The sequence below is a fragment of the Peribacillus sp. NPDC056705 genome (assembly GCF_043656335.1).
Map to the genome: position 1 here is coordinate 32,355 of NZ_JBHTYI010000002.1, position 17,599 is coordinate 49,953.

Here is a 17,599-nt window from a genome sequence, read left to right on the forward strand (position 1 = left end):
GCCTTTTTTTTATGGATAACGGGAAAAAGGCAGGTGAAATGATGTTAAGCGTGATCTTAGAATTATTTCGTATAATCACCATCATTTTCGTTATTGGAATGATAATGGGGTTCATCATTCATTCAATCTATGCGATTTTTGGTATAACCGTAGAGAATACCACGGGAGGATGGGTTGTTGCTTTGGCAATTTTACCATTACTTTATGTATTCTATAAAAACCGGCTTCAATTGTTCTATAAAAATGACGGACAAGTAAAACTCTCAAACAGGACAACCACTATACTGCTTTGCTTCTCTGTGCTAATGTTAACGGTTGCCCCATTATTTCGCTAACGGAATGCAAAAAGAGCATGTTTTGATCAAAACATGCTCTTTTTTATACGATTTTTTTGATTATATAGCTTCATCTGCGGTATCGAGCCTCTTGCCGTAGATCCGATAAAGAACCAAAGCGAATACCATTCCAATAAAGGAGATGGAGGAGATGAACAGGTAAAGGGTCTTGCCGCCGTAAGCCCCATATATGGCTCCGCCTATATAAGAAGCAATGATTCCCGAAACCCCGAAGAATAGCAGCGCCAGTACGGTCTGGCCTGTGGCACGCCATTCCACCGGAACGATCCGATACAGATATTGGATGGCCGCCGAGTAGAAAATCGGGAAAGTCAATAGCTGCATGACTTGCAAATAAGCTAATAGATGTGGATCGGTAATCCACGCAGAGACGAAATAACGGATAAAGAAAAACGCTGCTGCAAACGAAATGATGATGATTTCCTTACCCTTGCGAAGCCACCAGAAGCTTAGGGCGAACACAACGATTTCACTTCCCGCCGCTAAGAACCAGGTCAAGCCTACAAGCTTGGCGCTTCCTCCAAGTTCCCGGATATACACCCCGAGGAAAGTATCGTTCATCCTTGCTGGAACAGCACAAATAAAGACCAATAACAGAAAGAGAAGCGTCTCTTTATTGCCGAAAAAATGCTTAAGGCTGCTAAAGGTGACAGGTTTCCCTGAAACGGGTGCATCAGGCATCATCCAGCTGATAATGAAACTGATCAAACCAATGCCTGCAAAAAGGAAGGCAAGGCTGTTCGCCCCGAAATATGACATAACATAGCCGGTGATCAGCGATATGACCGCATAACCCAATGCACCATATGTCCGGATGGAGCCGTAGCTGATCCCGGATTTCTCTGCCATCGTAAAATTGAGGCTTTCCGTCAAGGGATCGATCGGCATCAAAAAGAAATATAGCAGCATGGCAAACAGGATGAGCTGAAGATAACTGCTTGAATCATAGAGGAAATAACCGATTATGCTCGAGAAAAAGATGAGTAACAACAGGACTTTTCGTATCGTCCTTGTTTTGTCGCTGATCATTCCCCATAAAGGCTGGGTGATGAGGGTGACAAAACCTCCTGTACCGACGATGAATCCGATTTGGGCAGGACGCAAACCTTGATCAGCCAGATAGACTGGGAGAAACGGAATGAAAATGGCAAGCAGTCCAAAATATAAAAAGTTAAAACCCTTTAATAATCGTATTGCTTTCATAAAAAATATGATACCTCACGTGTTCTATAGATTGATTTCAACCTTGTTATTGTAACATTGATGACAGAATTTGAAAAAATAGTTTTAATTTTAAAGATGAAAATAGAATGATAGAGTGGGTTTCAAAGAGATTCTTGACCCATGAGGGTAGATGCCTTTCAAAATTCATGACATCGAGGAATATAGATAGGGACCCCTTATGCTATCCCTTGCTTTCCAGCTTGAATAAGCTAGGTTTCTTTTATTAGTCTATTCATGACACCGATTTTGGAAAAGGTAGTGATTGGGGTTTTTTTATTACGGGTTAATTATTTTTGTGTACTGATTGAAAATATAAATAACCGTCTTCCTTAACTCTCGTGCTTAATTAAATCCAAGACGAACACATTCCCTAACGAAATTGATTTGAATGCAACCAAAAAAGTACAGCATGTTTTGCTAAGTGAATTCTTCAATCTTTATACACTTTAAGTGATTTCTTTATCTCATACAGTCTTTCCTGAACGACTTTCTCAAATTCGTAATTCTGCTGCAATAAGAATATATTCCTTGCCTCTTCATACCCCTTTGTGGCACTTTCCATGTTGTTCAGTGACTGCAAGGATAAGGCGCGCTGATATAAAACTTCTCCCAACAGGTACATGGATTCTTCCCGGATTAAAATTTGAATAGCATCAGAGCAAATTTTTATGGATTCATAATATTGTGCGTCCTTATGTAAGGATTTTGTCAATCCGTATTGAATCCGGACTTTAATTCTATAATTCATTGAGGTTTTTGGAAGTTGTTGAAGTTGCTTAAGGGCATCTTCATAAGAGGCAATAGACTGTTTATATTCAGTAATTTCGTTATAAATAATGGCTTTGCTATTCAATATTTCTATTTTTTGAGCAGAAAAAATATGAAAATGAGTAGATAAGTCTAGTGCTTGATCTAAAAAGTCCAGGGATTTCAATATATCATTATCACAATAATATGCTACGATCCCCAAATGCCAGAGGATGAATTGTTTATTGATAGGTGACTGGAAATCTGCATGGTATTGTTCTGCTTCGAGAATCCGTTTTACCTGCCGATACTCTCTATTTCTAATAGAAACCCTCACTTGAGATTTCACTTCCTCACTATATTCCATTCGGTCTGAATAAGTTTCTAAAAGTATATCCTCAATGCTGATACCTAAACGTAATGAGAGCTCATATAAAGTAGTCGCTAATGGAATGACTTTCCCCTTCTCTATGTTGCTTAGCTGTGCTTGAGTAATGATTCCCTCTGCCATGACTTTTTGTGTTATGCCTGACCTTTTTCTTAAAGTGTAGAGTACATTTCCGAGCTTAAAAGGAATATTTGAATCCATTTTATCAACTCCTAAAAATATAAATACTTTTATATTTTTTTATGTATTTCATTGGAAATACATAAAAAATATCGAAAAAAATACTCTGTAGCAGCCATACAAGAAAAATGTACCATATTTGGATGGTTTATACTAGTTGTATCGATCAATATCAGGAGGTTAGGGGATATGAAAAAATTATTAGTATCTGGGTTCTCCATTCTATTTACGATAGCGATGGTTGTACAATTCGATTCAAGCGTCAATTTAGCTGTAGATGATCGGCCTATAATAAATGATCTGCCGAATCAGCATTAAGGTTTAAATACCAATATCAAACGATATTAAAAAGGGAAGATACCCCAAAGGCGAATTTAAATAAAATAAATAAAAAAAGGATCATTTATATGAAAATAAATAAAGATCAATTATTGATTATAACCATTTCTTCATGTGTTATAGCTAGTGTGATGTCTACGTCCATGTTGACGATTGCGTTCCCTAATCTTGTAGATTTTTTTAATATTTCTTATTCCACACTTCAAATTAGAAATATTCTATTCTTTTCTTTTTTCGCATTTCTCATTCCGCTTTTTGGTAAAGTGGCGGATATATTAGGGGCAAGAAAATTGTTGATATTTGGCCTATCGCTATTTATCGCATCTACCATACTTAGTGGAACCACAAACAATTGGAATTTGTTTTTGGTCTATCAGACGCTACAGGCAATTGCAGATGCAATGGTAGTACCTGCACAGGTGTTATTGATTAGGCAAAGTTTTAAGGATAATAAATTAGGTTGGGCTTTTGGCTGGTTTTCCGGAGTTTTAGCGGCTGCCTCACTTATTGGACCAGCTGCTGGAGGTTTGGTAATAAAATATTTCTCTTGGCAAATGATATTTGGAGTATTGATTATCATAAGTTGCATATCCTTAATTCTTGTATTAATGGTAACTCCCAAATCAAAAAAAAGAATCACGGCAAACCTTCATTTACCTTTAAAAAACAGTTTGGCCTTACTAGTTATGGTAATCAGTTTTCAATTCATTTTCAACGATGGAATTAGTATAGTGGGACGGTCACTTTCTATTGCGGTTACGATATTGAGTTTGATTTTATTTATATTTTATGAACGGGCAAACTACGGAAATACTTCTCTGCTTCCAAGAAAGGCAATAAAAAACACCATTTTTATCTCTTCAATTATTAGAATATTCGTTCTTTTTACCATCACAAATGTAATTGTGCTTTACATACCAAGTTACATGAGGGATATACACAATATTCAACCAGATATTGTTGGCTATATTATTATGGCAGATTCGATACTGGCCGTTTTGTTATCTGGGTATGCAGGTAAACTTGCAGATTTAAAAGACAATAGAAACCTTTTACTTCTATCTATTTCGATTTCCATAATTGGAATGGTAAACCTTACTATGACAATGTTTAATGGCAGCTTAATTTTCTTTATATTTGCATTTCTCCTTTTTGGATTGGCAGGTGTCATTTCCATGCCCACGCAAAATAAAATTGCTATGATGTCCGTTCCTGAGGAAGAAACAGGGGTTTATATGGGTTTGTTCCAGATGGTACAGTTTGGAACTGGGGCTTTCGCGGCGGGAGTATTCAACACTTTATTGGATTATGGCACTGACCAAGGTGACTTTTCCAAAGTTGGTTTTTCATACGTGTTATTCATTTGTATAGGATTATATTTGGTGGCTATTGGAACAGTCATTTATGATAAAAGGCTTCTAAAGAGCAATATAAAATTGTCTTTGAAAGAAGAAATATGATTCCCGTTTAGCTGATAGTGAAATATACCAAGAAGAGACAGCTTTGAATTGATTTAAAGGAGGTGAAACATATGACTAAGCAAGTGGAAAATACACAAGCGGAAAAGCTAGTGGAAAACCTTGAAGTAATCGAAGCTAAAGAGCTGGAAGTGGGTAGTGCATTTCATGCATTCCGTTTCAATGCAGTGACGGACGCAGAAAAATAGATTAGAGCCAAGAGTTACAGGCAATCCATTGCAAATGTTAAGGAGGTGAAACATATGACTAAGCAAGTGGAAAATACACAGGCGGAAAAGCTAGTGGAAAACCTTGAAGTAATCGAAGCTAAAGAGCTGGAAGTGGGCAGTGCATTTCATGCATTCCGTTTCAGTACAGTGTCGGACGCAGAAAAATAGATTAGAGCAGAGTTACAGGCACAATCCATTGCAAATGGTAAGGAGGTGGAACATATGACTAAGCAAGTGGAAAATACACAAGCGGAAAAGCTAGTGGAAAACCTTGAAGTAATCGAAGCTAAAGAGCTGGAAGTGGGTAGTGCGTTTCATGCATTCCGTTTCAGTGCAGTGACGGACGCAGAAAAATAAGTTAGATCCTAAATCCATAATGGTGATTCAAAGAGAGTGTTAGCTTTTAAAAAACTAGCACTCTCTTTGAATAAATTAAAGGAGAATTTCTTTAAATGGAAAATTCAGATGCAATGATAGTTTTTCCTCCTCTAACTGAAGCCAGGCTCTTTCCATATCTAAGTTTACCTATGATTACTAGTTTTTTGAGGAACAAGGGAATGAGTGTAAGTCAAATTGATTTAAATATTGAATTATGCCATACCCTCTTTAGTGAAGATTGTTTAGCTGAATATGTGAGCATCAATGAAAACGGAAGTAAAGACTTAAAATTGATCTATAAAGTCGAAATGGCTAAATACTTATACAAAGAACAAAAGCAACTTTACAATAATGTATTCATTGAGAAAAGATCTTCTGATTCATTGAAGTATGACGTTCGGTTGGTGAGACAAGGCATAGAACTATTACTATTAAATTCGTTTTTAAAACTTGAGATTACCTCATTGGAGGAAATCCTTGAATTGGTAAGGAATTTTAGTTGGAAAAAAAGTGATATTGCAACAAAGGTTTTATACGAAAATATCAAAGAAAAAATTCTTAACGATAAGCCCAAAATCTTCGCGATTTCTATTGCATATTATAGCCAAATATTACCTTCCCTTTTAATATGCAAGTGGATTAGAGAACTTTCCCCTAATACTCACATTATTCTGGGTGGACAACAAATCATGATTCGTCAATCATCTTTCTTAAGCCTAAATGGATTAAATCAATTTGTGGATTCATTAGGAATATCAGCAGGTGAAGAAACATTATTCATGTTAGACAGATATTTGAAAAACGATTGCCAAATCGGGAAGGTGCCGGATATTGTTTGGCTTAATGAGAAAAATGGTGAAAATATTCCATCTAAGTCTGCATATAGGATCACCGACGCCTTACCACCTGACTTTTCTGATTTACCGTACAAAAACTATTTAGATGAAGAAGTGCATATGTCTTTGATTACATGTGTAGGGTGTTACTGGGGACGATGTACTTTTTGTTCATATGGTAATAGATCCAGAAAAGAAAAAAGTTATCAGCAAAAAACGGCAAGGCAAGTAGCAAACGAGTGCGAGGATATCATTTACAAATACGGGGTTAATAGAATTAATTTCATAGATGAGAATACTAATTTGAGGCTTGTCGTCAATGCAGTCAAAATACTTAAATCCAGAGGATATGAAATTAATTTCAGTACACGAAACCGTCTTGAGAATGTGTTGTTAGACGCTGAATTTTGTTTTGAGCTAAGTAATTTAGGTTGTATTTTAATGTCTGTTGGCTATGAAACCAATTCTCAAAGGATTTTAGATTCCTTGGATAAGGGAGTGCAATCTAGTAATTATCAACAGATAATAGATAACTTACATAATGCCAATATTACGCTGCGAATGTCCATAATTGGTGGCTTACCTGGTGAAACCGAGGATGAAATTAAATGTTCTGAGGAATTTTTACTTAAAAATCAAGATAAGATTGGCATCGACGTCATGCAAATGCTCGTTTTAGAACCAGGTACCTATATTTATGAAGATACAAATAATCCTGATATCCATATTCAATCAAGCAAGAATCTAAGAGGAAACAAATTACTCAATTATGGGATGGGTAGAATGGGAGCTACATTTCAATACTCTGACGGAAAAACGTTTGAAGAAAAGCTGAATAGATTCTTGCAATTGCACAAAAATGTCAACCCCCAAAAGAATGATGAGCTACCTCCTGATAAATACAAAACGGTAGGACAGGATATCACTTCAAATACCTTATTGATAAACCCATGGACTAAAATCATTAAGTTAGATAGGACGTATATCATGGATTTTGTATGGCAAAGAGTCTTCTTAGTGCCAGAATCCATAGAAGTATTCGGAAACACACTGATAATTAGCAAGGCTGACGATAAAAAGTACCTTGAGTATTTTGTCGAAAAAGGTGTGATTAAGCTTAAATAAAATAACTTATGGGAGGAATGACAAATGAGCACAGTCTATCAGAAAATAAAATTTCCAAATGTAAAGGAAAAACTGGGGCTTGGTTTAGGCATGGATTTACCTTGGGGGGAAGATATAGGTTTTTCCAGCAAAGGGGACCATGACGACATCACGCCTAAGATGAAAGGTTTTTTTCAGAATTATAAAGACGAGTTTAATTATATTTTCTTTGCTTTTCAACCGAAAAATAGAAGTGTTTTAAAAGCCGAGGACTACTTTGATGCCTATGATAGATTATTTGAAGCCAATCCACATCTAAAGGCGAGAGCATTCCATCAAACGATTTTAAATATGGGGGCTACCGAGTATTACAAAAAAACAGAAATCATAGAATTCACAAATAAGATTATAGAAAGATATGACATAAGATGGATCGTAGAGGATCTTGGCCTGTGGTCAATAAAAGGGAAAACCGTCCCTTTCCCTTTACCACCATATATGACACCAGCAGGATTGGAAGCTTGTATTAAGAACATCAACGAATACCAATCTGAACTGGCTGTTCCAGTTTCAGTTGAATTTCCTGGATTCACTGAAGGTACTAACTTCTTTATTGGGGAAATAAATGGATTTGATTATTTCAGAACATTGGTCGAAGAGACAAACTCCCCTATCACTATAGATATTGGTCATATCCTTAGTTATCAATGGCTGTTAGGGAATACAAATGAAAAGATGTTCAATGGTTTAGAAAAATTGCCTTTTGAGAACTGTTTTGAATTGCATCTTTCAGGTTGCCAAATTATTAAAGGGAAATTCAGAGATTTGCATCATGGAGTTTTAATGGATGAACAAATTCAGCTTTTAGATTATTTGCTTCCTTTATGCCCTAATTTAAAAGCCATTACATATGAAGACCCTAAATATACAGATGAAGGAATATTAATTCCGAAGTCACAGAAAAATTATCAAAGAATGAAGGAGGCAGTTGAAAAATGGCAAATGATTTAAAACCAAAGAATTATTCACTAGACGAGTTACTGTACAATTTATTATATGATTACCAATATAGAAATAACTTTTTAAATGATGAGTTTAATGAATTGAATTTATCAGCTGATAATTTAAATCACATAAAAACAATAGATAAAGAAGAGCTTGTAGCAACGGCTACAACGATTGTAAGAAATTTAATGAGTGGAAATATTGAACATAAAGGTGGCTTAAGAACTTCTTTTCCCGGTGTTTTTCAGGCTTTAGAAATCCTTGAAACCGATATAACGCTGTTAATGCATAAGTTCCTGGCGTCCAAACATTTCGAGTGCTACATGGAATTGCCCTATGCAGGGGAGGGTACTTGTATCGAGGAAGCGTTTTACAATTATTTGTCTGAAAACGAAGAATTTATCCTTGCGGCTGATAATAATCATTTACTATTAAAACACGAATTTTTAAATGCCATTTTATCTATACTAACAGTCAATAAACACCCATTTTTCAGAATAGATAGTGACCTGGTTAAAAATAATGGCCATATTTACTATGCGTACCAAACATACTCCAAAGAAATATCCGAGGCACTAAGTGGAAAAAAAGTAGCTAGTGATTCCGAAAAGGTTATATGGCTATATGCAGCGACCGAAAAAAATTTAATTAGGGGTCCTATTCATCCAAGTGTATTAGAAATGGTAGAAATAGGAGATACAAGGGAAATAAACCGCCAACAAAAGTTCAATCAGGACCAAATAGACTGGATTCTAAACTTAGGGCTAATCAAGAATGATGGATAAAATATATGTATATGAGGAACATAGTGAAGTATTTTCATATTGGGTCAATGAAATTCCTAGGAATAGTACCTTGGTTTATTTTGATCAACACTTAGATTTAAAGTTCATAGAAAATTCAAAAATGAAAAGAATCAGTCAGTTCATTAAAGAGGGTCTATGTATTGATGAATTGAAAAAAGATATTCCTTGTAGGGAAGATGGAAGATATTCTTATGGGATCGATGACTTTTTGTACGCCGCAATCCAAGAGGGCCTTTTTCGGAAAATAATATGGGTATATCCTCGTATGTTAGGAGAAAAAGGGTTTAGTGAATTACTTTGGGAGCTATTATCCCTTGTACCCAACCATGGAAAAGAATTCATATCAAGCTTTAGAAACGGAAAAAATTCTGCTTCTGTACAATTAAATAATATCGAGTTACATGTCACAACTATTGAATATCTAGGCGAATTCATAATTAATGAACAGGTTATTGTAGATATCGATTTGGATTATTTTTATGATCCCAAGACTAATGATTTATCGAATGATATAGACGAAACCTTACATGTATTGAACAATCTTGGCCTCTTTAATCAAGTGAAGACAATGTCCTATTCTATCAAAAGTGGGTTTCTACCTGAAAGTTTCAGGTGGATAGGGAAATATATAGCAGGACAAATGGGGAGGGAGATTGCATATTCCAAGGAAGATAAGTTTTCTCCGAAGGTAACGATGGAGAAAATTTCATCGAATAAAAAGTTGAGTCTAGCAGAAATAGACGAATTAAACTTTGAATTGAGGCCATTAGGAGCAATAGGTTGGAAATTGAAATCGATTCTCTATACCCAGTCTGGTGAAATTGAACGTGCTAAGAATTGCTATCAAAAAGCGATTGAAAAAGGTGATGATTCATATTGGGCTGCCTATGTTTTAGGCATTCACTTTTTCAAGGATAGGAATTATGAAGAGGCTTTAAATTGGTTTGATAAAACTGGAAATATAGTCGATACCATCGAGGCACATGGCCTAATATTAAGTTTAATTTGTTGCCTTCGTTTGGAGCTGTATCAAAAAGGATATGATTTATCCAAAGAGTGCATCGAATTATTACCTATGAGAATAGAGGGGTATATATTGGGTGAAGTATTCGCAGCAAAACTAGGAATGAAATTAATGGATTTTGATGGCAAGATCCATGACGATCCTTCGCAATTAGTAATTAGTCGGGCTGATACGAAACATGAACAATGAATATGTAATATCATATGATTCAACCGTTGAAGGGGTTGTTTCACCAAGGTGCGATGATAATGAAAAGAATAAGTTTCTTCAAGAAGAATTAAATCATTGTTTAAAATTCATTGAACGTGATAGCTATGATCACTTAAGACATTGGAAGTCTTTTAAACTCCGTATTGGATTAAGCAGTTATGAATTAAAGTATTCCATCCTTATAAGGATCTTAATAGAGACTTCAACATCTATTATTCCAGTATTATGGCAAACAAGAACTAATAATTCACCATCTACTGAATTAATGGATCATTTTGATGTTATTTTAGCGGAAGTAGAGGCTGCTTTATATGGTCAGCAACTTGAACGCAAGATTGAAACACAAATTGTGCTTGAGCCATGGACTGGATCTCATTATGTACACGAATGTTTTGGTCATACTTTAGAAGCAGATAATTACCTAGAGTATTTAAAGCCAAATGGAATAACGATGGGATACAAATGGTCAGAATATAAAATCAACGTATTCGATGACCCGACCATTCCTGGGCAAAATGGCAGTTATTTATTGGATGCGGAACAGAATGAAACATTTAGGACTCACTTAATAAAGGATGGGATAACCGTAGGTTTGATGCATAATGCAGAAACCTGTAAGCTCCTAGGCTTACAATCTTCATGTAATGCAAGAAGCGTTGGCATATCTTCACTTGCGATGCCCAGAATGTCAACAACTTATTTGGATTCTGGCAATATGGAAGTACAGGAGATCATTTCAGGAATCGACAACGGTGTATATTGCAGGGGTTCCTGGGGTGGGGGATCACTTGGTTTGAATTTTGTAATCCGGCCATCATATGGTTTGGTCATTAAAAATGGGAAAATAACTAATAAAATACTTAGAAGATTTGATATTAAAGGAAACAAACTTGATTCAGCTAAAGCTATTAAGTCCCTTAGCAATAAACTGCATTTCTTTAATCCGGTTTTCGGGTGTAATAAGAATGGTGAAAATAATCTTAGCGTCACCCAAGGTTCACCCCATATTCATTTTGAAAATCTAACACTTTATCCCGTACTTTGAAAGGATGAGCGAATTGATAGATAAGATACACTATAAACAATTATCACTAACGGATTTCGAAGAAAATTATGCGGGTAAAAAGCCACTGATAATAACTGGATTAGTAGATTTATGGCCTTCTAGGGACTGGGATACAGACTATCTACAGTCTACTTATGGAGAAAGGGAAATCATCATAAGGAAATCAGGATACGATAAAGAAAAAAAATTTTACAAATCAAAACTTGGTAAATTCATCGGTATTTTAAATGATAACCCCGAAAAATTGTATTGTGACTGGCCCTTTTCCATCATGGGCAATGATGATTTAGAGAGTTATTTTGAAACTCCATCTCTATTCGACCATAATACAATCAGGACCAAAAATAACAAGAAATTAAAATGGATTTTCCTGGGTTCGGTTGGAACAGGAACCCCAATACACCAGGATTTTGAGAAATCACATAATTGGAATGCAGTAGTATTTGGCCAAAAAAAATGGATTTTTTTCAGTCCTGATGATACTGAGTATGTGAAAGAATTTAAGCATGATGTATTCGATTTGGATTTAAAGGAGGATCCAAATTTCAAATATTCCAAGCCCTACATTGTGGAACAGTTTTCTGGAGAATTAATGTACACACCTAAAAATTGGTGGCATGCCGTGCGAAATATCGAAACCTCTTTCTCAGTTAGTGAGAATTTTTGGTATAAAGATGAAAAGGAATAAACCTTTATTCCTTTTAGTGTACAGGTTAAAAACTCGTATTGACTAAATTTAGCGGCTTACAAACATTCTGTAGATTTTAGTGATGCCGCCATATCTAATGAAATCGGGAAATCAGCCATAGGGCTGTTTTTCTTTTTACCTTCTGAATCCTTGTTGCCCTTAGTAAGCCTTCGCCCTCTTTGCTTCAAAAAACCTCCATACGAATTTATCAATTCCGTCATTACTTAAGAAAGGACGTTTGCCAGAGAATAGTCAATCTCACTTTAAAAAGATGGATGTAAATGATAGAATTAACACTTATTGTTAATTGAAGAGGGTGGTATTTCATGGATCAAGACACAAAAGTGATTCAAGAATTGCAGGAATTGAAGCAAAAAGTCGGTCATCTTGAAGACTTATTAACGCAGCAACAGAATAAAAAGGAAAAAGCAGGACCATTTCGAATCTTTCTGGACGCAGTAGTCTCATTGTTATTTGGATTAATTATTGTAGGACCGGTTATAGTGATTGTCGTTGGGGTCCTGATGGTGGCGGCATCATGGTTAGGGATGGAGTTTTAAACGTTTAGGAGAGCCTGGGCTTTTATGAATAGATAGTGGGGATTATTGATGACGGATTGGAAGAAGGCCACGGTTTTGCTCTAATTATAGATAGGGAAGGTATTAAGCTTAATTATGGCCATCCTGTCTGCGTTCGCCAAGAAACGGAAAAAGAACCACTCATCCCCACAAGACAGTAGTGGTTCTTCTTCTGACCAAGATGAAATCGTTTAGAAAAATGATTGCTTACTCTTGCAGTTATCACCCTCATGTATCGAGCAAGGGGTCTTATTGGTTTATGTCAGGATAATTACCTGAATATTCAGACACCGAAAAGGAAAGTTGAAGAATGGTTGCTGAAACGTTCTGTTATCCCTGGAAATGCTCCGTTGCATAAATTAAAGTCAGACCCGGGTAAGTGTTTCATAAATAAAATAATCATCTTTTAAAGATATAATGCAAAAAAAGGACTGTTACTGCAAGGTTGTATCTTTTTTCAATGGACAGAGAATCATTTTCTTTCATGAATTCTTCGATATCTTCACACTCAAGAGTAGAGAATAAGGAAATCGTCTCTATTGGTATACCAAATTCTTTGTTCAGTGCTTGAGTTATAGCAGAGACCCTTTCATTTGCATCGGATGAAGGCACGCCTATGACTAATAGGCCCACTAAATCTATTAGGTCCATCATTTCTGTTTGAGTTACCGTGGATTGAATATTTTCACCATTTGCAAAATCTAGAATGACTTGCTCAGATATTCCTGTAATTTTACTTAATGATGCCGCAGGCATTTTATAATCATTTAGAAGAGTTCTTAATAACTCTTTAGGTTCATGACCAATCATCTTGAATAACCCTCTTTCACTTTTAACTCTATTATACTTTTAAGAAACAGAATCATTAAACCGTGAAACAGCAATTTCCCTGTAGAGCATCAACTTTATTTCAAATAGTATTCTACTGATTTCATAGTACTGGCTCAAAGCGATATCCCATGATTTGCTTCTTTGAAAATATTATCCTGAGAAAGTTATTGACAAATTTACTTTGAGTCAGTATAGTATTGGATATTATTAAAAATATTCAGATATAATTTAATTTTTAAAACGCAATGATCAGGAGTAGTAAAAGCACATTATTCGGTAAAGAGAGCTGCGGGTTGGTGCAACGCAGTCCAATGATACTTTGAACTTGCCTGGGAGTGGTAAAGTGAAAGATAGGAATGATTCCATTCTTTTGTTTTAACGATTGACCTTCGTTACAAGGTTTTAAAGCAGGGTTCTAGAAAAGAGCCAATAAGAGTGGTACCGCGGTAAGCATAAGGCATATCGTCTCTTTCTTCATTTGATCATGAAGGAAGAGACGATATGCTTTTTTTGATTTTTGGGAGGTAAGGATATGGAAACGGACAAACGGAATTTACAGAGGACAATGACTTCAAGGCATATTACGATGATGGCATTAGGCGGTGCCATCGGGGCAGGTTTATTTAAAGGAAGCAGTTCAGCCATTGATATGGCCGGCCCTTCCGTAATCATTGCGTACTTGATAGGTGGGATCATCCTATTATTCATCATGCAAGGTTTAGCTGAAATGGCGGTCCGCAATAGCGGTGCACGCACATTCAGGGATTTGGTCCAATCGATTTTAGGAAAGTATCCTGCCTATTTCCTGGATTGGATCTATTGGAAAATGTGGGTATTGAATATCGCGGCTGAATCAGTGGTTGCGGCGATCTTCCTTCAATATTGGCTGCCTGGATACCCAATCTGGATACTGGCATTAGCTGTTTCGGTTTTAGTTACTGCGGTTAACTTACTTTCGGTAAAGGTTTTTGCGGAAACGGAGTACTGGCTTGCTTTAATTAAAATAACTGTAATCATTGTGTTCATCATGGCTGGATTATTGTTGCTGCTCGTTACTTTTGGTGATCATACAGCCGTCGGTTTTTCTAACTTGACTGAACATGGCGGTTTCTTTCCGAATGGATCGACAGGCTTGATCACGGCGATGCTGGTAGTCATCTATTCATATGGCGGTACGGAAATCATCGGGGTCACATTAGCTGAAACGAAAAATCCTGAAAAAGTGGTACCAAAAGCCGTTCGCAGTACATTAATCAGGATCATTTCCTTCTATATCATTCCTTTTTTCATCATCGTTAGCTTAATTCCTTGGAACGAAGTAAACGGGGTGCAGGAAAGTCCGTTTGTTATGGTCTTTCAAATGATTGGGATTCCTGGTGCCGACCATATTATGAACGCCGTTGTTCTATTAGCGATCATTTCCTCGATGAACTCCGGGTTATATGGTTCATCCCGCGTTCTATATACACAAGCCGTGGATGGTCGCATTCCGAAAATCTTTTCCCGGTTATCCAAGAAGAAAGTACCTGTTCCCGCAATCTTAATGTGTACTTCCGCTTTATATGGAGGTGTACTGATTTCCTTATTTGCTGGAAGCAAGACATTCGAGTTCCTAATGGGTTCGCTGGGATATACCGTATTATTCATCTGGTTGATCATTGCTTTCGCCCATTTGAAATCACGTAAACAACAGTCCGGAAAAACAAGTGCCTATTCGGTAAAATGGTTCCCGTACACGACTTGGGCTGCGATCATCGCGTTAATAACGATCCTGATCGGAATCATTTTCACGACATCCATAATCGTTACGATCATTACACTTTGCATCTACATCTTCATTTCCTTGACGTTTGTATGGAAAAAACGCCATAACAAAATTTAGAGAAAGCGGGGATATCGCTTTTGCCTTCTCGCATATAAGTTTCAAGCCATGGTAGCATGCCATGGCTTTCGTTATGTATTCTTGGTCACATCTAAAAGTAAGAGATATCCATTTTACTAGTTCATGGGAATCATTAACTTGAGCAATTAAAGAGTTAATCTAGTGAAAAATGTTGTATAATAATCTTTGGAAAAAAACCAATTTATTGAAAGCCGGAGCGAGCAATGAAAAACAATTCCATTCTATCATTTCACCCGTTATATTATCTATTACTTTTGGTGATCACTAGTTCCATCTATTCAATCATCAACCAATCTTCAGGTCATGCTGTCGATGTTACGACTATAATAGATGGGGAGATTCCCTTTATTAAAGAATTTGTCGTGCCTTATTTACTTTGGTATCCGTATATTTATGGATTGCTGATTTACTACTGTTTTGTTGACCGAAAGCACTATTTCGTAGGATTAGGCAGTTTAATATCGGGGAAACTTCTCTGTTTTCTTGTATATTGCCTTTGGCAATCGACAGTCCCGCGTCCAGAAGTAGTGGGGAACGATGTCTTTGCCCATTTAATGAGGATCGTCTATAGTCATGATCAACCTGTCAACTGTCTTCCCAGCATTCATGTACTGACTACATTCATCATGATGATCGTCGCCCATAAGCGGAAAGAACAGCATAAATGGGAGTATGCCAGTGTCACTGCATTCGGAACATTGATAATCCTCTCGACGCTATTTACGAAACAGCATGCTGTATTGGATGTACTCGCAGGGATACTTCTTGCATGCGGGGTATATGCAGCCGTCCAGTATATGTTCCAAGCACTAGCGGCTTATCAGGCCAATCATTTCGCAGCGAGGCAAATTAAAAAATGACCACAGGAAATAGCCACTGTAAGAATATTAGCTCCCATGAGCTGATATGTTACAGTGGCTTTTTGTGTATTAAAAAATTGGATATTTATGTTAAATTATATATGATATGATGTTTTTAATCGAATTGAAACAATGGAGGGAGGAAAAGAATGCCTCATTATCTTAATCGAATGGCTGAAGACTTGGTTAAAGTGAAGTTGGAAAATTATTGGCCGGGTTTTGAACTTGCTGCTTATGCATTATATGATAAGAGAAATGTTTATCTATTCAATCATCCCAAATTCAGTAACGATCCACAATGTACATATCATACTTTAAAGTGGGATGTACGGTTAACTGGCGACACAATTATTTTGTATGAAGAATATCCCACTGCAATTGTTAATATGGATTCGTATGAGCATTATGAAGATTTGTATTCAATAGTGGTTCACGAATTATTTCACGGCTATCAATATATTAAAGATGAAAAACGGTTTCCTGATGAAATGATGGGAATCACATATCCGTTGTCAAAAGAAAATGTGGAATTGCGAAATCGGGAAAGAGCAAATCTTTATCATGCGTTGTTGGAAAATAACGTAATGAAGAAGAAACAATACCTTGCTGCTTTCATTGCCCTAAGGGAAAAAAGAGCCGCCAGTATTGAAGAGTACTTAATGTATGAAAATTTGATTGAAACCATCGAGGGACCTGCGTGGTATGTCGAATTAAGGGCTTACTACGAAAAAAGCCCGCTTGATTACGATTCAGTTTTAAAAAAGTATGCACAACCACTAATTAACAAATTTGAATCTACTTCTAGTATTAGAAAAAGTTGTTATAGTTCCGGTTTGTTTATGTGTTTGTTACTTGAGGAGCTTTCACCAGGCTGGATGGAAAGTTTTTTTGATAGAGAAGAAACATTATATGACCTATTAAAACAGCATACCGGTGACTATATCGAAGATTCAATAGGTGTTGTTAAGGTAAGTACTGAAACGGAGGAAGCAGTTAATTTTGCTTTAGAAAAGAGAAAAAGTGAATTTGAAGAATTTTATCAACATGCAGGAATTCATCTATATATTGAAGGGGAAATAACTGCCAAAACCTTTGATCCTATGAATATCATTGCCTTTGAAGATAGACTTTTACATAAAAGCTTTTTAAAAGTAAGAATCAACAATCAAGACTTTCTTTTTCAACAGCCTGTAATTGCCCATGTTGGTAATGGAATTAAAAACATAAATAAATTACATCTGATATTAGGGAAAAGCCCCATTGAAAACAGTGATTCGCTTACAATTGATGGTGTTGGAGAAATAAAGGGAAGGTATAAGAAACAAGAAAATATCTGGCATTTACTTATTGATTAAAATGGACATTAAAAAATAAGTAGGGGAATGTAAA

At 36.2% G+C, this 17,599-nt stretch carries 19 protein-coding genes and 1 other annotated feature; of the genes, 16 read left to right on the forward strand and 3 right to left on the reverse strand.

The window, feature by feature from the left end; all coding sequences use genetic code 11:
- Nucleotides 1-11: 11 nt before the first annotated feature.
- Nucleotides 12-335, forward strand: a complete 324-nt coding sequence (locus tag ACFRAK_RS02565; RefSeq protein ID WP_387600685.1) for a hypothetical protein — start codon at nt 12-14, stop codon at nt 333-335.
- 60 nt (nt 336-395) lie between these two features.
- On the opposite strand, the gene ACFRAK_RS02570 is transcribed toward ACFRAK_RS02565, so the two are convergent.
- Nucleotides 396-1,559, reverse strand: a complete 1,164-nt coding sequence (locus ACFRAK_RS02570) for an MFS transporter (RefSeq protein ID WP_387600688.1) — start codon at nt 1,557-1,559, stop codon at nt 396-398.
- A gap of 451 nt (nt 1,560-2,010) precedes the next feature.
- Nucleotides 2,011-2,916, reverse strand: a complete 906-nt coding sequence (locus tag ACFRAK_RS02575; protein ID WP_387707019.1) for a helix-turn-helix domain-containing protein — start codon at nt 2,914-2,916, stop codon at nt 2,011-2,013.
- Between the two features lie 168 nt (nt 2,917-3,084).
- On the opposite strand from ACFRAK_RS02575, the gene ACFRAK_RS02580 reads away from it, so the two are divergent.
- The 12 genes from ACFRAK_RS02580 (at nt 3,085) to ACFRAK_RS02635 (ending at nt 12,598) form a co-directional block, all read left to right on the forward strand.
- Nucleotides 3,085-3,213, forward strand: coding sequence for a hypothetical protein (locus ACFRAK_RS02580; protein ID WP_387600693.1), 129 nt, complete (start codon nt 3,085-3,087; stop codon nt 3,211-3,213).
- An 89-nt stretch (nt 3,214-3,302) separates the two neighbouring features.
- On the forward strand, nt 3,303-4,694 hold the full coding sequence (locus tag ACFRAK_RS02585; RefSeq protein WP_387707017.1) for an MFS transporter: 1,392 nt from the start codon (nt 3,303-3,305) through the stop codon (nt 4,692-4,694).
- Between the two features lie 71 nt (nt 4,695-4,765).
- A complete protein-coding gene (locus tag ACFRAK_RS02590; RefSeq protein ID WP_260286708.1) occupies nt 4,766-4,900 on the forward strand; it encodes a hypothetical protein in 135 nt (44 codons plus the stop codon).
- Nucleotides 4,901-4,954: 54 nt separating this feature from the next.
- A complete protein-coding gene (locus ACFRAK_RS02595) occupies nt 4,955-5,089 on the forward strand; it encodes a hypothetical protein (protein ID WP_260286709.1) in 135 nt (44 codons plus the stop codon).
- A gap of 54 nt (nt 5,090-5,143) precedes the next feature.
- A complete protein-coding gene (locus tag ACFRAK_RS02600) occupies nt 5,144-5,278 on the forward strand; it encodes a hypothetical protein (RefSeq protein ID WP_260286710.1) in 135 nt (44 codons plus the stop codon).
- A 95-nt stretch (nt 5,279-5,373) separates the two neighbouring features.
- Complete coding sequence (locus ACFRAK_RS02605; RefSeq protein ID WP_394571252.1) at nt 5,374-7,260, forward strand: B12-binding domain-containing radical SAM protein; 1,887 nt, start codon at nt 5,374-5,376, stop codon at nt 7,258-7,260.
- Between the two features lie 24 nt (nt 7,261-7,284).
- Complete coding sequence (locus ACFRAK_RS02610) at nt 7,285-8,250, forward strand: multinuclear nonheme iron-dependent oxidase (protein ID WP_260286712.1); 966 nt, start codon at nt 7,285-7,287, stop codon at nt 8,248-8,250.
- On the forward strand, nt 8,235-9,029 hold the full coding sequence (locus ACFRAK_RS02615; protein WP_394571253.1) for a hypothetical protein: 795 nt from the start codon (nt 8,235-8,237) through the stop codon (nt 9,027-9,029). Before ACFRAK_RS02610 ends, ACFRAK_RS02615 begins: the two co-directional genes overlap by 16 nt.
- Nucleotides 9,019-10,263 (forward strand): peptide arginase family protein, encoded by a 1,245-nt coding sequence (locus ACFRAK_RS02620; RefSeq protein WP_394571254.1) that lies wholly within the window; start codon nt 9,019-9,021, stop codon nt 10,261-10,263. The genes ACFRAK_RS02615 and ACFRAK_RS02620 overlap by 11 nt, the downstream gene beginning before the upstream one ends.
- The gene (locus ACFRAK_RS02625; RefSeq protein ID WP_394571255.1) at nt 10,253-11,329 is read left to right on the forward strand and encodes a metallopeptidase TldD-related protein; all 1,077 of its coding nucleotides are present in this window, start codon (nt 10,253-10,255) and stop codon (nt 11,327-11,329) included. The genes ACFRAK_RS02620 and ACFRAK_RS02625 overlap by 11 nt, the downstream gene beginning before the upstream one ends.
- Nucleotides 11,330-11,342: 13 nt before the next feature.
- Entirely contained in the window at nt 11,343-12,038 is a 696-nt protein-coding gene (locus ACFRAK_RS02630; protein WP_394571256.1) for a cupin-like domain-containing protein, read from the forward strand.
- Nucleotides 12,039-12,364: 326 nt separating this feature from the next.
- Complete coding sequence (locus tag ACFRAK_RS02635) at nt 12,365-12,598, forward strand: hypothetical protein (RefSeq protein ID WP_387708010.1); 234 nt, start codon at nt 12,365-12,367, stop codon at nt 12,596-12,598.
- Between the two features lie 417 nt (nt 12,599-13,015).
- Here ACFRAK_RS02635 and ACFRAK_RS02640 read toward each other — a convergent pair whose 3' ends face one another.
- Nucleotides 13,016-13,426 (reverse strand): HTH domain-containing protein, encoded by a 411-nt coding sequence (locus ACFRAK_RS02640; protein WP_394571257.1) that lies wholly within the window; start codon nt 13,424-13,426, stop codon nt 13,016-13,018.
- 257 nt (nt 13,427-13,683) lie between these two features.
- Nucleotides 13,684-13,920 (forward strand) — a binding site (T-box leader).
- A 59-nt stretch (nt 13,921-13,979) separates the two neighbouring features.
- Here ACFRAK_RS02640 and ACFRAK_RS02645 point away from each other — a divergent pair.
- From ACFRAK_RS02645 to ACFRAK_RS02655, 3 genes are all read left to right on the forward strand, one after another.
- Entirely contained in the window at nt 13,980-15,329 is a 1,350-nt protein-coding gene (locus ACFRAK_RS02645) for an amino acid permease (protein WP_192206248.1), read from the forward strand.
- Nucleotides 15,330-15,553: 224 nt separating this feature from the next.
- Complete coding sequence (locus ACFRAK_RS02650) at nt 15,554-16,210, forward strand: phosphatase PAP2 family protein (protein WP_387600721.1); 657 nt, start codon at nt 15,554-15,556, stop codon at nt 16,208-16,210.
- Nucleotides 16,211-16,359: 149 nt separating this feature from the next.
- Nucleotides 16,360-17,565 (forward strand): hypothetical protein, encoded by a 1,206-nt coding sequence (locus ACFRAK_RS02655; RefSeq protein ID WP_387600724.1) that lies wholly within the window; start codon nt 16,360-16,362, stop codon nt 17,563-17,565.
- The last annotated feature ends 34 nt before the right edge of the window (nt 17,566-17,599 follow it).

Coding starts and splice junctions, on each gene's coding strand:
- ACFRAK_RS02655 (WP_387600724.1), top strand. CDS start 16,360: ATGCCTCATTATCTTAATCGAATGGCTGAAGACTTGGTTAAAGTGAAG.
- ACFRAK_RS02605 (WP_394571252.1), top strand. CDS start 5,374: ATGGAAAATTCAGATGCAATGATAGTTTTTCCTCCTCTAACTGAAGCC.
- ACFRAK_RS02650 (WP_387600721.1), top strand. CDS start 15,554: ATGAAAAACAATTCCATTCTATCATTTCACCCGTTATATTATCTATTA.
- ACFRAK_RS02620 (WP_394571254.1), top strand. CDS start 9,019: ATGATGGATAAAATATATGTATATGAGGAACATAGTGAAGTATTTTCA.
- ACFRAK_RS02635 (WP_387708010.1), top strand. CDS start 12,365: ATGGATCAAGACACAAAAGTGATTCAAGAATTGCAGGAATTGAAGCAA.
- ACFRAK_RS02570 (WP_387600688.1), bottom strand. CDS start 1,559: ATGAAAGCAATACGATTATTAAAGGGTTTTAACTTTTTATATTTTGGA.
- ACFRAK_RS02625 (WP_394571255.1), top strand. CDS start 10,253: ATGAACAATGAATATGTAATATCATATGATTCAACCGTTGAAGGGGTT.
- ACFRAK_RS02585 (WP_387707017.1), top strand. CDS start 3,303: ATGAAAATAAATAAAGATCAATTATTGATTATAACCATTTCTTCATGT.
- ACFRAK_RS02590 (WP_260286708.1), top strand. CDS start 4,766: ATGACTAAGCAAGTGGAAAATACACAAGCGGAAAAGCTAGTGGAAAAC.
- ACFRAK_RS02565 (WP_387600685.1), top strand. CDS start 12: ATGGATAACGGGAAAAAGGCAGGTGAAATGATGTTAAGCGTGATCTTA.
- ACFRAK_RS02640 (WP_394571257.1), bottom strand. CDS start 13,426: ATGATTGGTCATGAACCTAAAGAGTTATTAAGAACTCTTCTAAATGAT.
- ACFRAK_RS02645 (WP_192206248.1), top strand. CDS start 13,980: ATGGAAACGGACAAACGGAATTTACAGAGGACAATGACTTCAAGGCAT.
- ACFRAK_RS02610 (WP_260286712.1), top strand. CDS start 7,285: ATGAGCACAGTCTATCAGAAAATAAAATTTCCAAATGTAAAGGAAAAA.
- ACFRAK_RS02580 (WP_387600693.1), top strand. CDS start 3,085: ATGAAAAAATTATTAGTATCTGGGTTCTCCATTCTATTTACGATAGCG.
- ACFRAK_RS02575 (WP_387707019.1), bottom strand. CDS start 2,916: ATGGATTCAAATATTCCTTTTAAGCTCGGAAATGTACTCTACACTTTA.
- ACFRAK_RS02600 (WP_260286710.1), top strand. CDS start 5,144: ATGACTAAGCAAGTGGAAAATACACAAGCGGAAAAGCTAGTGGAAAAC.
- ACFRAK_RS02595 (WP_260286709.1), top strand. CDS start 4,955: ATGACTAAGCAAGTGGAAAATACACAGGCGGAAAAGCTAGTGGAAAAC.
- ACFRAK_RS02615 (WP_394571253.1), top strand. CDS start 8,235: ATGGCAAATGATTTAAAACCAAAGAATTATTCACTAGACGAGTTACTG.